15 protein-coding genes and 1 pseudogene are annotated in these 12,902 nt (G+C 62.1%); 9 read left to right on the plus strand and 7 right to left on the minus strand.

Annotated elements, in window-relative coordinates:
* Positions 1–262 precede the first annotated feature (262 nt).
* A complete protein-coding gene (locus OUO20_RS05755; protein ID WP_268003039.1) occupies positions 263–1,441 on the minus strand; it encodes an IS30 family transposase in 1,179 nt (392 codons plus the stop codon).
* A 476-nt stretch (positions 1,442–1,917) separates the two neighbouring features.
* Here OUO20_RS05755 and OUO20_RS05760 point away from each other — a divergent pair, with 476 nt between their 5' ends.
* Positions 1,918–2,067 (plus strand): hypothetical protein, encoded by a 150-nt coding sequence (locus tag OUO20_RS05760; protein WP_268003040.1) that lies wholly within the window; start codon positions 1,918–1,920, stop codon positions 2,065–2,067.
* A gap of 443 nt (positions 2,068–2,510) precedes the next feature.
* Here the strand turns inward: OUO20_RS05760 and OUO20_RS05765 are convergent, their stop codons facing one another.
* Positions 2,511–3,092: a hypothetical protein gene (locus tag OUO20_RS05765; RefSeq protein WP_268003041.1), complete on the minus strand. Its 582-nt coding sequence runs from the start codon at positions 3,090–3,092 to the stop codon at positions 2,511–2,513.
* A 216-nt stretch (positions 3,093–3,308) separates the two neighbouring features.
* On the opposite strand from OUO20_RS05765, the gene OUO20_RS05770 reads away from it, so the two are divergent.
* Positions 3,309–3,704, plus strand: a complete 396-nt coding sequence (locus tag OUO20_RS05770; protein ID WP_268003042.1) for a hypothetical protein — start codon at positions 3,309–3,311, stop codon at positions 3,702–3,704.
* 285 nt (positions 3,705–3,989) lie between these two features.
* Here the strand turns inward: OUO20_RS05770 and OUO20_RS05775 are convergent, their stop codons facing one another.
* Positions 3,990–5,225, minus strand: a complete 1,236-nt coding sequence (locus tag OUO20_RS05775; protein WP_268003043.1) for an IS110 family transposase — start codon at positions 5,223–5,225, stop codon at positions 3,990–3,992.
* Positions 5,226–5,253: 28 nt separating this feature from the next.
* On the opposite strand from OUO20_RS05775, the gene OUO20_RS05780 reads away from it, so the two are divergent.
* Entirely contained in the window at positions 5,254–5,424 is a 171-nt protein-coding gene (locus tag OUO20_RS05780) for a hypothetical protein (RefSeq protein WP_268003044.1), read from the plus strand.
* Between the two features lie 212 nt (positions 5,425–5,636).
* Here the strand turns inward: OUO20_RS05780 and OUO20_RS05785 are convergent, their stop codons facing one another.
* From OUO20_RS05785 to OUO20_RS05800, 4 genes are all read right to left on the minus strand, one after another.
* Positions 5,637–6,083: a MarR family winged helix-turn-helix transcriptional regulator gene (locus OUO20_RS05785; protein ID WP_326498072.1), complete on the minus strand. Its 447-nt coding sequence runs from the start codon at positions 6,081–6,083 to the stop codon at positions 5,637–5,639.
* A 312-nt stretch (positions 6,084–6,395) separates the two neighbouring features.
* Positions 6,396–6,596 carry a hypothetical protein gene (locus tag OUO20_RS05790; protein ID WP_268003045.1) on the minus strand — a complete coding sequence of 67 codons (201 nt, stop codon included), beginning with the start codon at positions 6,594–6,596 and terminating at the stop codon, positions 6,396–6,398.
* Positions 6,597–6,704: 108 nt separating this feature from the next.
* Positions 6,705–6,986: a hypothetical protein gene (locus OUO20_RS05795; RefSeq protein ID WP_268003046.1), complete on the minus strand. Its 282-nt coding sequence runs from the start codon at positions 6,984–6,986 to the stop codon at positions 6,705–6,707.
* 105 nt (positions 6,987–7,091) lie between these two features.
* Entirely contained in the window at positions 7,092–7,730 is a 639-nt protein-coding gene (locus tag OUO20_RS05800) for a TetR/AcrR family transcriptional regulator (protein WP_268003391.1), read from the minus strand.
* A gap of 142 nt (positions 7,731–7,872) precedes the next feature.
* Between OUO20_RS05800 and OUO20_RS05805 the strand changes: the two genes are divergently transcribed.
* The 6 genes and pseudogenes from OUO20_RS05805 to OUO20_RS05830 all read left to right on the plus strand — a co-directional run bounded on the left by OUO20_RS05805 (position 7,873) and on the right by OUO20_RS05830 (position 12,757).
* A complete protein-coding gene (locus tag OUO20_RS05805) occupies positions 7,873–8,679 on the plus strand; it encodes a hypothetical protein (protein WP_442781114.1) in 807 nt (268 codons plus the stop codon).
* Positions 8,676–9,107: a phage holin family protein gene (locus OUO20_RS05810; protein WP_268003047.1), complete on the plus strand. Its 432-nt coding sequence runs from the start codon at positions 8,676–8,678 to the stop codon at positions 9,105–9,107. Before OUO20_RS05805 ends, OUO20_RS05810 begins: the two co-directional genes overlap by 4 nt.
* On the plus strand, positions 9,104–9,799 hold the full coding sequence (locus OUO20_RS05815; RefSeq protein ID WP_268003048.1) for a DUF3618 domain-containing protein: 696 nt from the start codon (positions 9,104–9,106) through the stop codon (positions 9,797–9,799). The genes OUO20_RS05810 and OUO20_RS05815 overlap by 4 nt, the downstream gene beginning before the upstream one ends.
* Positions 9,800–10,430: 631 nt before the next feature.
* Complete coding sequence (locus OUO20_RS05820) at positions 10,431–10,931, plus strand: DUF4383 domain-containing protein (RefSeq protein ID WP_268003049.1); 501 nt, start codon at positions 10,431–10,433, stop codon at positions 10,929–10,931.
* Positions 10,928–11,718: pseudogene (locus OUO20_RS05825) on the plus strand (YsnF/AvaK domain-containing protein). Before OUO20_RS05820 ends, OUO20_RS05825 begins: the two are co-directional and overlap by 4 nt.
* A gap of 211 nt (positions 11,719–11,929) precedes the next feature.
* Positions 11,930–12,757, plus strand: a complete 828-nt coding sequence (locus tag OUO20_RS05830; RefSeq protein WP_268003050.1) for a phosphatase PAP2 family protein — start codon at positions 11,930–11,932, stop codon at positions 12,755–12,757.
* Positions 12,758–12,902: the final 145 nt, after the last annotated feature.

Genomic DNA, 12,902 nt, shown 5'->3' on the forward strand with positions numbered 1-12,902 from the left:
AGGCACGCACCCTTCCCCAAAACAAGCCGCAACCGACGCCGGCGCGGAGGAAAACACTAACTCCACGGGACCCGTATAGGCATAACCAATGGCTGGGCACACACGGGGAACACGGGACACGCCGCCAATCACAGCAATGACTGCCAACACTGCGACAACGCTGCCGACTGCAAGGAGTAGTGCCCACCGACGCTTCATGGAGTGAGACTAGCGCTCGACGGGACAAGCTTCGAGCAGCGGGGCGTTTGGGTAAAGGATCTCCTTACGAGACGGAGGAACCGGATCCTGCCAACTTGGCCGCCGCGGCGTGATAAGTCGCGAACTTGGCGGATGCGCTGGACCAATTCAGCACAGATCTGGGGCGGCTGTTGATCTCCGCCGCGGCGAAGAGTACATCCGCCGGTTTGATGGTGCTTAGGTCATCTCCCTTCCGAAAGTACTGACGAAGTAGGCCGTTGGCGTTCTCGTTTGATGCGCGCTGCCAGGGACTGGCCGGATCGCAGAAGTAGACCAGCGTCCCCAGCGCAGCTGTGACCTCGGCGTGCTTGGCCATCTCTGATCCCCGGTCCCACGTCAACGTCCTCCGCAAGGTAGCAGGCATGACACCGAGCACTTCGATGAGCTGGTCCCGCATGTTGTCGGATCTGCTCCCTGGACGGAGAACGAAAGCGACGAGGAGTCGAGAAGAGCGTTCAACCAGCGTCACTATCGCTGATTTGTTTCCCTTCCCCATGATGAGGTCACCCTCCCAATGGCCAGCTTCCTCTCTGGTGGCAATGTGGGCTGGGCGGTCTCCGATCTTCAGAGCATCAGTAATGTACTGGCGTGGCTTCACCTTGGTCCTGGACCTGGGTCGCCTGCTGAACTTACCCGAACGCAGCAGGCGAGCAGACCCCGCCGGAACGGGGCGGATGCTCAGTTGGTAGAGCGCACGGTAGATCGTTTCATGAGCCAGGTGCCGGTGCTTTTCTCCAGGAAACCGTTCCCTCAGGGCCTGGGAGACCTGCTGAGGGCTCCACGGCTTCGATAGACAGGCCACGACGTAGTCCCTGAGCTCATCATCCCCAGCAAGCTTTGCCAGCCTGGGTCGTGGCCTTCTCTTCTGTGCCATTTGCTGGGCGCGGAACGGATGATAGCGACGAGAGTCCGGTCGGTTTCTGGCCAGCTCTCTGCTGATTGTGGAGGGTGGCCGGCCGAGATCGCGGTCGATAGATCGAAGGCTCGCTTTAGCCAGCAACCGGTCGGCAATGAAGATGCGTTCGTTCTCTGACAAATAGCGGCTGGAGACGGTTGAGGCCGGAACCGCTTTACCAGGTCTCGGGTCCAAGCCCTGCTGCACCAGACCCTCGACCCCGTTGCGTCCATGCAACCAACGCCTGCCCGTGTTTTTGTGGATTCCAAGAATCCTGCATGCTGCCGAGTTGGAGTGGCCTTCTTTCATGAGCTGAACGTACAAGGGCTTCTTCTCAACCAAGCCCTCTGGGCCCATTTTCCGCGATCGGCGCGTCGAACTGCGCATGATCCAACACCTCTTTCAGATTGGTGTTGCGACGTTCGTGAGAAGCTGCCCAGCTTTGAGCTGTGCCAAGGGCTCCACCTGCCCGCCAATGGGCATAACCCGGGCCAAAGCCCTGGTCTCCGCTGCGCTGCATCCAGGAGATCGTCCTTCGCTGCGCTCCGGCCTGTAAATGCTTGTTTTTCCCTTACATCTGGCTGGGTTGTTCTCCGTACAAGGCCGCTCATCGTAGCCGTCCGGGGGCCCGACCCATCAACCCACGTACACGGACAATCCCACGCGGTCGCCAGCGCTCCCTTATTTCGCAGGATTCCCCGCGCACTCTTCGGGGTTGACGGCCCACCCTCGACCGGCTGCGACAGCGGGGGCTTCGCACGACGGGGCAGGAAGGAGGTGGCTACATGAGCATCGACGATGCGATCAAGCTCGCGACAGCGGTCGTGAGCCTGGTGACAGCTATCATCGCTCTGCTCTCCACGCGGAACGCGCTCTTAACGAGCAAACGCTCCCGAGCGGCAACTCGGAAGCGTAAGCGTAAAGCAAGGAAGTAGGTGTAGCTACGAACCCGGTGGTCGTGACCGCAAGGTTGCGGCCACCGGCTCCTTCCCAGACTAAGTCCTGCTCAACGATAAGGAAACCATCATGGAACCACTGACCATCATCAACTTCGTGCTCTCCCTGGCAGCACTTGGCGCTTCCATCACCGCCTGCCGCGCCACGGCCAAGATAAGGAAGGACCAGGAAACATAAAACAGGCGAGAGGCGGGCCACAGTCCCTGGGTCCGCCTCTCGGCACTGCCCGCCTAAAGCCAGGCGCGGGGATGCAAAGCGCCCTGGTTTCCGCTGCGCTTCAACCAGTTTGGTGGGCGTCCGCTGGCGCGGCCGGCTGTTGGATCCAGGGCGCGCCGTCGCAGAGCTCCGGACCCCCTGAACCTGTGTGTCTACGACGATGCTCCTATAGGCGTCAAATTGAACATTTCGTCAAAGGAAGGAATCACCACAAACTGAATGCCTCGGTCGCCTTCGGGTAGCCGAGTTCCTCCAAACAAGCCAGCACTGTTGCGGGTTCGCGTGTTACGAATGTCCATGGGCGACCGGCGACGGGTACCGCTCTGACACCTTGGTAGGGAGCTAACCATGTCCGCACATGCTGGATCTCTACTACGTCCTCTCGCTTGAGAGTCCAAGGCCCAAAGAACCGCCCCAGACCATACGCAAGGCTGAATTCCAAAGCTTCCACCGTGGGGCTAAGCACCAGCATCCGCAACTGCGGAGAGACCGAAAAGACCGCCGGTTGGCTTCCCCACATCTTGGACAGGGCTTTGCCTTTCACGGGTATGGTGCCGCCGCCGTCGAAGTGCTCCTCCTCAAGAAATACTTCGGGCGGTGCCGCTTCTTTCCTCAGGTTAGTGACGGCCATTGCGATCGCGACGAGCGCGAGCTGCACGCCGGAGATCATGAGCTGACCGGGCGTGGGATTTATAGCAGCAAAAATGACCGCCGTGAGCAGGAAAAAGAGCTCGAGAACTGTGATCCTGATTCGAGGGAACCGCGAATGACGTTCCTGCGCATTCATCGCGGCCCCTGACGACTGATGTTGCCGGCCTGGATAGCCAACTGGTTGATCACAGGCTCATCTTGGCATGAACGGGGCGACTCGCAATCAACTTAGGGAAAAAGACCCGTGCCTGTTTTTGCCGTGTCAGCGCGCTCGGGTGCCGGGCGAAGGGGCTGAGGACCTCATGACAACCGATCCCGGAGAGTTATAGGCTCCGACTGTGGCGGAAAGACAATGGTTGACTCTGTTTTAAGGAGCAAAGTGAAGACTGTTCGGGCAATCAAGAGACTCTTTACAGAGCTTCCTCAGCCGGCCCGTACTTTTTCCTGGTGTTTCGTCGGATTCTTTTTCGGTACCTTTTTGCTCCTCGCGGTCACTAGGGTCAACTGGTTCTTCCTAGGAATGATCGGGGCGGGCGTGTCTTTGTTCTTGTTTGGGCTGCACGTTTTCAGGGATATCAACAACACCGCAAGCGTCTGGTCGACCATCTATAAGGAGAGTCGCGGGATCCGGCCAAGTGGCTTCACCTTTGCTGACGTACCCACGATCAGAGGGATGGGTTTCATGTACATGGTTGCGGGTCTGTTTTTCATAGTCGGCTCGGGCTCGGCCGTTTTCCTGCGTAACTAGGTAAAGGTTCGGCCGCCAAACGCTGACCTCCATACGCTGGCGCATCGAGCCTCTTTGCAGGGGCCAAGGCGTCGAGCTGGGTCACACATCCCCCACTCCACTCAGGGACATTTGAATGCTCGCAGGGCAAGCACTCGTTTCCGTTGCGCTTCAACCGGTTGGCGGGCGTCCGCTTCGCGGCCGGCTGTTGAATCGAGGGCGTGCCGTCGCAGAGGTCCGGACCCCCTGAACTCATGCAGTGCGGGTAACTGCTCCCCGTAAAGCATTTGTCTTGACGATCGCCGCCTAAGGAGGCGCGAGGCGCTGTACTTGGGTCTGGTCGGTGAGCCAATGTCGGTAGGTTGCCGCGAGCTCCTCATTACGGATGTGTCCGCGTTCGAGGCGCGAGAGGATGGAAACCCATTGGCCGAGTTCGCCGGCTACGGTCGTGATGGTGAGGCCGAGTTCGGTGCGGAGGCAGCGGAGGTCGGAGTTGTCTGGTGCTGGCCGGGGGTTGGTGATCTGGCGGTAGATTTCCCGGGCTGCGTAGCGTTTGAGGCAGCGCATGATTTCGCGTTTGCTCTTGCCCTCGGCTGTGCGTTTAGCGACGTAGTCCTTGGTCCGTTGGCACGATCCCATGCGGACCAGGACCACCTGGTGCAAGGCGTTATTGGCGCTGCGGTCGCCGCCCCTGCTGAGGCGGTGTCGGGTTGTTTTGCCGGATGAGGCTGGTACTGGCGCGACCCCGACGAGCGAGGCGAACTGGGCTTCGTTTCCCAGACGGTCCGGGTTGTCCCCGAAGGTGATCAACAGCTGGCTGGCTACCTCGGTTCCGACTCCTGGGAGATCACAGAGCAGCGGAGCGTAGCTATCGAGGATTTCCTTGAGCACCGCGTCAGCAGCCTCGATTTCCGCTCCCAGTGCTTGGCAGCGCGCTGCCAACGACTTGAGCGTCATAAGGGTCACGTACTCGGGGTCAGCCAGGTGCCCCGAAGGTCTCGTGCGCTGCAGGGCAGTAATCAGCGCGGAGGTGGCCAGCGCCCGGTATTTCGCCCGGATTCTGTCCGGGGCCGAAACGAGGAGTGCCTTGATCTGGTTGATGGCCGCGGTCCGGGCCTTGACGGCTGACGCGCGCCCCGAGCGTACGATCCGCAGGCATTCAACCGGGCCGTCCTTGGCCTTCGGGATCGCCTTCGTCCGTCCCTCGAGCACGGACTTGGCGGCCTGGTAGGCATCCAGGGGATCGGACTTTCCGTTGAGCCGGCGGGCGGCCCGGTTTGGGCGGTTGACCTCCTTCACGGTGAGCCCTTCACCCCGCAGGGTTCTGGCGAGCTCGGCGCCGTAGGACCCTGTTCCTTCGACCCCGACGGCGGCGACGGTGCCGTAGGAGGTGATGAAGTCGACGATTTTCCGGTATCCGGATCCCACGGCCAAGAATTCTTTGTCCGCGAGGGGTTTGCCGTGTTCATTGATGACGGCCACGTGGTGTGTGTCGGCGTGGGTGTCGATACCCGCGATGACTTTTGTTGGTTCGCTTGCCAAGATGGAATTTGCCCCTCAGTCGCGTCGAATGCTGATTGATCGGGCGCGGGCCACCCAGGAAGGCCGCAGCTACCGGGAAATTCGCAGATCGCTCAAGCGCTACATCGCCCGAACGCTCTACCGCCGGCTCAACACCATTTACGCCTCTGCCGAACCGGGGCGATCCCGCGTTGTAGGGGTTGAAGCAGCTGGCGGTTGACCGTCCCGGTTCCCGCGGTACGCCCGGTGTGGTGTTGTTACTGCCGCGGGGCACTCGGTGCCGCGCCTCGGCCACCTCCCCAGGATGCAACGGCAGCCGACCCGCCCACCACGCCAGCCAGGCGTCTCGGAACGCTAGGGATTTGAGCACCTAAGTTATGAGACAAGCGAGATCGATGTCGGGGTCAACTGCTTCGCACCGAAGGCGCGTAGTTATGGGTTGCCCGGTTTGATTTCGTTGGTGTGGGAGGCGAGCTGGCGAACGATGGTTTGCAGTTCCTTGCGGAGTTTGTCTCCGTCCGCTGCTGCGTGTGTCAGTACGGTGCGGTCAACTTCGCGGGCTTCGTTAATGACCCGGGTGCCGAGGTCGGTGATGGAGACGACCTGGCTTCTGCGGTCGGATGGGCTGGGCTGTCGGCGGATGTAGCCCCATGCCTGCAAGCGGGACAAGGTCTTGCCCATTGTCTGGTTCTGCACACGGACCCTTTGGGCAATTTTCGTCTGACTCATGGGCTCCTTGGCTCTGGATAGAACATCGAGGGCTATGACTCCGGCGTGGGTCAGCCCGGCAGCGGCCAGTTTCTCGTTCCAGGAGTGCTCGACGAGCCTGGCCGCTGTTGATAAGAGGCGGCCCGTGGGCCAGGAATTCATGTCGGGCATGAGCGAAGTTTAGACCTTCGGCCTCCACGCGCTCTGGACGTGGTGTTTCAGGGCGAAGCGGAAGCCTGGTGTGGGGGGCCCGTGCAGGCGCCATTTCTCAAGCCGGTTTGCAGATGCAGGAGAGCAGAAGGGACACTCAGACGGTCGTGTAGCAGAGTGCGGCGAATCAAAGGCAACGCCTTAGGTCCTGTCGCTGCAGCAGCTCGGCGGCGGGGCCCCTTTAAGGTGAAGAGCCGTCGCTTCGACAGCTATGAAGGCCGCTGTGGAGGGACTGCGAGATCAAACGGGTTCTTCGGGGGCCACGAGCAGCGTTTAGTTTTCGCGCTGCTGGAACTCCGTATCAAGCTCGTGGTGGCGGAACTCGGTCTCCGGGTCAGACTCACCATCGGCGACGATTTCGTGGTCGAGTTGGCGTTGGACCTGGCTGTCGAGAACCTGCAGCTTCTCGTCTTTCAGCGTTTCCAGATCCTCGGGAAACGGGTCGCCGGGGGTGATCCTCAGATTCTTTGACATGGGTTGTCCCTTTCACTAGCGGCGCCCATTTCAATGGACGCCGGCAACGAGAGTTTAGTCGGCCTTAAATCCGTCAGGGGTAAGCTCCTGAGGTGCCAGGGGCCTTAATCAGACCAGGCTTGGTTGGCTGGCGAGGATGTAGTCCAGAGCAGCCGGACCTGTCATTCGAAGTCCCGGCCGTATCCGCCGGTGGTCGTTCGCGCGTCGTTCGTGGATGCCTTGCTCGGACATTGCTGCCCAAAACGACTCGCAGGGTCCGGGGGTTTGTGTCTGCAGCGCGCACCAGCTCAGGTACACGCCGTAGAACTGGTCTTCGCTGAGTATGTGGTCATCAACCGTATCGGCGGCAATGCATTCCTGAACAAAACGGGCGTAGTCCGGGGTTTCCATCTCTCATGGCTCCTGTTCCTTCTACGAAATTGTGGATAAAGGGGGCCGCAGCAGCTTGGAACCGCCCAAAAGAAATGGAGAACGATGTGCGCGGGTGTTGAGGGGTCAGGGGGCCATGGGGGCGTCCCCTCCGTGGTCGCGGATGAGGGAAGCGGCCATTCGTTTGGCGAAGATAGCTGCCTCGCGGTCTCCCTCGACCGCTGAAATGATCGAACCCTTTGTCAGGATGTGGCAGGAGCGGGCAAAGACGTCGGGTTGTTCAAGTCCGGCTTCCTCTGCGAGGGCGCGTATGAAGGCCCGGACCTGCGCCAGATAGTCAATCGATGCGATTCCCAGGGGGTGGGCGGGACCCATTTCGAGCATGGTGCTGACGAAGGCGCAGGCCTGGAAGTCGTCCTGGCGGAACCAGCCGTCCAGGACATCAAAAATGGCCATCAACCGGCCCGTAGGGTCCTCGGTCCGCCTTCCGGTTTCGGCCATGATCGCCTCGACCGTCATGTCCTGATGGCAGCGCTCCAAGTATGCAAGGACCAGCTCATCCTTGGACGTGAAATGCGCATAGAACGTTGCTTTCGCCACCCCGGCCCGCGTTATCAACTCATTGATACCGACGTCGCGGATGCCCCGCTGTAAGAACAGTTCGTAAGCGGCATCCAGGATGCGGCCCCTTGCGCGGCCGGAAGTCAGGCGCGACGGTGCAGAGGTGCCTTCGACGGCGGGTGGAAAGTCGTAAGCGTGTGCCATCACACAAGTGACACTACACCCAAAGCAAACAGACCGGTCAGTACGAAAAAACTAGGAAGGGTACTTACTAAAAATTAGTAATCATGCTTAGTATTGCGTTAGTGCTGGTCCTCCCGGCAGTTGACCATGAAGGAAAGAGAGCATGATGACGGAAAACCAGTGGACCAACGTCACCGGGTCCTCCTCCCAGGATCCGGAGGCGACCACGATCATCGAGACAGCCCCGTCCGTTACCTCGGACACGGGGGCCGGGTCCAAGAAGGACGCGGTGAAGGAAGAGGCCTCGAATGTGGCAGGGCATGCCGCTACGGCGGCGCAGGGTGTAGCGCAGACCGCGAAGGAAGAAGCAGCTAACGTCGCCGCCGAGGTGAAGTCCAGCGCGAAGGACCTGTTGTCCCAGGCGAAGTCGGGCTTGTCCAGCCAGGCCGGTACGCAGCAGCAGAAGGCTGCCGAGGGTATCCGGACCATTTCCAGCCAGCTGCACACCATGGCTGAGGCACCGGACCAGCAAGGTGTCGCCAGTGACCTGATCCGCCAGGCAGCCCAGCGCAGCGAATCGGTGGCTTCCTGGATTGAGAACAAGGAGCCCGGTGACGTGCTTGCTGACGTGCAGCGCTTCGCCCGCAACAAGCCGGGCACCTTCCTGCTGCTTGCCGCAGGCGCCGGCCTTCTGGCCGGACGACTTACCCGCAGCCTCGCCGCAGGGGCACCGGAATCACAGAACGGTGGCCGGCCCACCCAGCCCCAGCCACCGGCCCGGGCTCCGCAGGCAGCCGCCCTGCCACAGCAGACGTTCCCGACAGGCGGCGGCACCGGTTTCTATGAGGAACCGGTTGTCACGGGCGCAGCGCCTGCCTCCAGTACGACGCTGCCTTCCGGTACCGCGGACGACGTGCCCTTGCGGTTCGAGGATGACCTTTACCAGCCAGGGGAAGGACGCCACCTGTGAGCAGCCAAATCCCCGAACCGGCTCCGAGCCAAGCGCACCTGAAGGCCGACAACGCTTCCTTGGGTGAACTGCTGGGCGACGTGACCCGGGACCTGTCCACCTTGATGCGCCAGGAAGTGGAGCTCGCCAAGGCCGAAGCGAAGCAGTCGGCCACCCGGGCAGGGAAGGGCGGCGGGATGCTCGCCGGCGCCGGCGTGGCCGGTCACTTCGTCCTGGTCTTTTTGTCCCTGGCCCTGATGTGGGCCCTCGGCGCGCTGATGCCCCTTGGCTGGGCCGCACTGATCGTCGCCGTGATCTGGGGCATCATCGCCGCCGTCCTGGCCTCGACCGGCCGGAAGGAACTCAAGCAGATCAAGGGCCTGCCCCAGACGGGCGAAACACTTTCTGAAATTCCCCCAACCCTAAAACCAGGTGAGGTAAACCGATGAGCGATAACCCGGATGCAATCCGTCAGGAAATTGAAGAAACCCGCGCACGGCTGGGCACCAACGTGGACGCCGTCGCGGACAAGGTCACCCCGTCCAACATCGTCCACCGGCAGACCGACAAGGTGAAGTCCGGTCTCAAGGACGCCGTCACCGGGGTCAAGGAAAAAGTCATGGGAGCAGCCGATTCGGCCACGTCCACCGTCCAGGACAAGGTCTCAACCGTTCAGGACAAAGTCTCCTCGGGCACCAGCAGCACCGGGGACGCCCTGCACAGCACCGGCGGCAGCCTGCACGAGGCCAAGGACACCGTCGCATCCAAGCTCAGCGACGCTGGCACCGCGATCTCCCAGGCCCCCGGCCAGGTCAAGACCAAAGCTGCTGGCAACCCCCTGGCCGCCGGGCTGATCGCGTTCGGCGCCGGGATGCTCATCTCCTCCCTGATCCCTGCCAGTACCAAGGAACGTGAAGCCGCCCAGCAGCTCAAGACAGCAGCGGAGCCGCTCGCCGGCAAGGTCAGCGAGGCAGCCAAGGACGTGGTTCAGGACTTGAAGGAACCAGCCCAGGAAGCCGTGGAAAGCGTCAAAGCGACCGCCAGTGACGCGGTTCAGAACGTCAAGGACGAAGGCCAGAGCGCAGCGAGTGACGTCAAAGACCGCGCCGCCGAAGCCAAGGACAACGTCCAGAACACGTGAGCGGCCAGGACAAGGCCCCGAAGCCGCCGCGCAACCCGGCGCGGCGGCCCGGAGATTCTGACCCGCACCTCCTGGCAGGCGGCCCGCGCCACATGAGGGCCACGTCCGACCCAAACCCCGGCCCCTGGACCACCCGCCGCCTGGTCACTATTGCGGCCCGGCTGCACGAACGCCGGCTCAACCAGCGGCTCGCCAGGTACAAACTCACCATTTCAGCACTCGATGCGATGGAAGCTGTTGCAGAACTTCAGCCCGCAACAGCCACGGACGTCGCGGCGTTGCTTTGCGTGACCCGGCAAAGCCTCGGGAAGGTCCTGCGGCGCCTGCAAAGCATGAGGTTTATGACCAAGGAACCGGGCCGTGACGGCCGCAGCGCCTACCTAAAACTCACCCGAGAAGGACGCGATGTCCTCTCTGCCGCCGGGAACCTCGTCCAGGAGGGAACCGGGAACGAGTCAGAGGACGACCACGAGTTCCGCCACCAGCTGGAACAACACATCCGCCAGCTGAGGAGCACAGAACAGGGCCGCGCAGCGCATGAGTCAAAGGAACAGCGGACACGAACAGGGCCAGTGCCGCGCCACGGGCAGGAACAACGGACCAACCATTCCAATTACACAGGAGCAACCACTTGGCTACTGCAACAAACCGGGCAACCGGAACCAAAACAACCCTCCAAAGGGCAGCCCAGGCAGTAGGCGCTGTCTTCCTGCTGGTCGGCGTCCTCGGCTTCATTCCGGGCATTACCAGCAACTATGACGCGCTATCCTTCGCCGGACACGGCTCAGAAGCGCTCCTCCTCGGGATCTTCCAGGTCTCGGTTCTGCACAACATCGTCCACCTGCTCTTCGGCGTCGCCGGAATTCTCATGTCCCGCACCCACCCACAGGCACGCAGCTACCTGCTGTACGGCGGGGTCATCTACTTTGTGCTGTGGATCTACGGGCTCATCATCGGCCATGACTCCGCCGCCAATTTCGTCCCGGTCAACAGTGCGGACAACTGGCTGCACTTCATCCTGGGAATCGGCATGATCGCCCTGCCATCCTGCTTTCCCGCAACACACGTAACTCCCGCACCACCAACCGTTAAAACCGGAATTACCCGCAGCACGAGAAGGAGAACATCATGATCAGCACTGAGAACCTTTCCGCACTGACCACCGCCGGCGGCAACGTCGTTGCCTCTGACGGGACCAAGATCGGGTCCATCGGACAGATTTACGCCGCTGACGACACCTCGGAACCGACCTGGGTTACCGTCAAGACCGGCCTGTTCGGCACCCATGAGTCCTTCGTCCCGCTGGACACCGCAACCCAGGACGGCAAGGACATCGTGGTCGCGCACACCAAGGACGAGGTCAAGGACGCCCCCGGGTTGCCCCGGACGGCCACCTGGAACCCGAAGAGGAAGACCGCCTCTACACCTACTACGAACGCTCCGGCGGTGCCGCCTCCACCGGCACCACCACCGATCGGGACACCACCAACAGGGAAACGACCGCGCGCGGCGCGGTGGGACATGACACTTCTGGTCCCACGACCGATGACGCGATGACCCGTTCGGAGGAGCAGCTGCACGTCGGCACCGAAAAGCAGGCCACGGGCAGGGCCAGGCTGCGCAAGTACGTCGTCACCGAGAACGTCACCAAGACCATCCCGGTGGAGCGTGAAGAGGTCCGCATTGAACGCGAACCGATCACGGACGCCAACCGCGGTGCCGCCCTGGACGGCCCTGCGATCAGCGAGGAGGAACACGAGATCATCCTCCATGAAGAACGCCCCGTGGTGGAAAAAGAGGCAGTGCCGGTCGAACGCGTCCGGCTCGACAAGGAAACCGTGACCGAGCAGCACACCGTCAACGAAGAGGTCCGCAAGGAAAACATCGAAATCGACGACGACGGCCGCGCCAACCGCTAACCGGTAATCCCGCCCAGGAAACCCCACCCGGGCTCCCTGGCATCGCCTGACCCGGCATCAACCCAGAGGTCCGCCTCCTTCCGGGGGCGGACTTCTCGCCGGCTGAAAGCCCGGCCGGAGGCCACAAAGACAACGATTCCCGTCCACCGGGTCACTCACGGACGGAGAATCGTCCGTGTATTTCCCACTTTCGCAGCGTAGGGAGCAACCCGTGATTGACCAGGACGCACCAGCTGGCGGTGTGCAGGGAGAACTGCACCAGGACCGCTTCGTAGGAACCCAGGACCTCACAAGGTGGGACACCCGGGCCGGACAGCTGCTGGCCTCGGCCGTGCGAAGGGTCAGCAAGGCAGTAGGACCCCACGGCGCCCTGATCCTTACCCTGCTTGTCGGGGCGGTCCTGGCCGCATCCCTTACGGCCATCTTCGCGCAAGTCTACGAGGCCGTCGTGGAAGCCGACGGCGTCGCCGGCCTGGACCACCCCGTCCTGGATTTCGCCAAATCCATCAGGTCCCCGGCAGCGGACACACTCGTCACCGCCTACACAGATATCGGCGGAACGATAGGCATGCCCATCCTCGCCGTCACCGCACTGGCGGTCCTGACCATCCGGCGCCGGTCCTGGACCCCCGGGATCCTGATCGTGATCGCCGGCGCCGGCTCGCTGCTGATGACGATCGCCGGCAAGCAACTCATCGGACGGACCCGCCCGCCGCTCACCGACGCCGTCCCGCCGTACGAACACTCCGCTTCATTCCCCAGCGGCCACTCACTGAACGCGGTCGTGATCGCCGGTATCGTCGCCTACCTGATCATCCTCAGACTTAAGAGCAGGCGTGCCCGCACCCTCGCCATCACCACTGCAGCCCTGTTCGCCCTGACCATCGGGCTGAGCCGGGTCTTCCTCGGCCACCACTGGCTCACCGACGTCCTCGCCGCCTGGACACTAGGGGCCGCCTGGCTGACCATCGTCATCACCGCCCACCGGCTCTACCTCACAGACCGCAAACACCACAGCAGGAGTCAACAGGCCGGGTAAGAAACCTGGCCAGCGTTTCCCGCCGGGCAGCTGGCTAGAACGATTCCCTCAAGCTGGGCGACCTGTCAGTGCGCATAGTTCATCCTGTAATTTTCACCCGTTTTGGACCAATGACGGGGTCAGTGCGGGCCATAGGCGCGAAGCT

The sequence above is a fragment of the Arthrobacter sp. FX8 genome, assembly GCF_026723805.1.
In the GTDB taxonomy this organism is placed as follows: domain Bacteria; phylum Actinomycetota; class Actinomycetes; order Actinomycetales; family Micrococcaceae; genus Arthrobacter.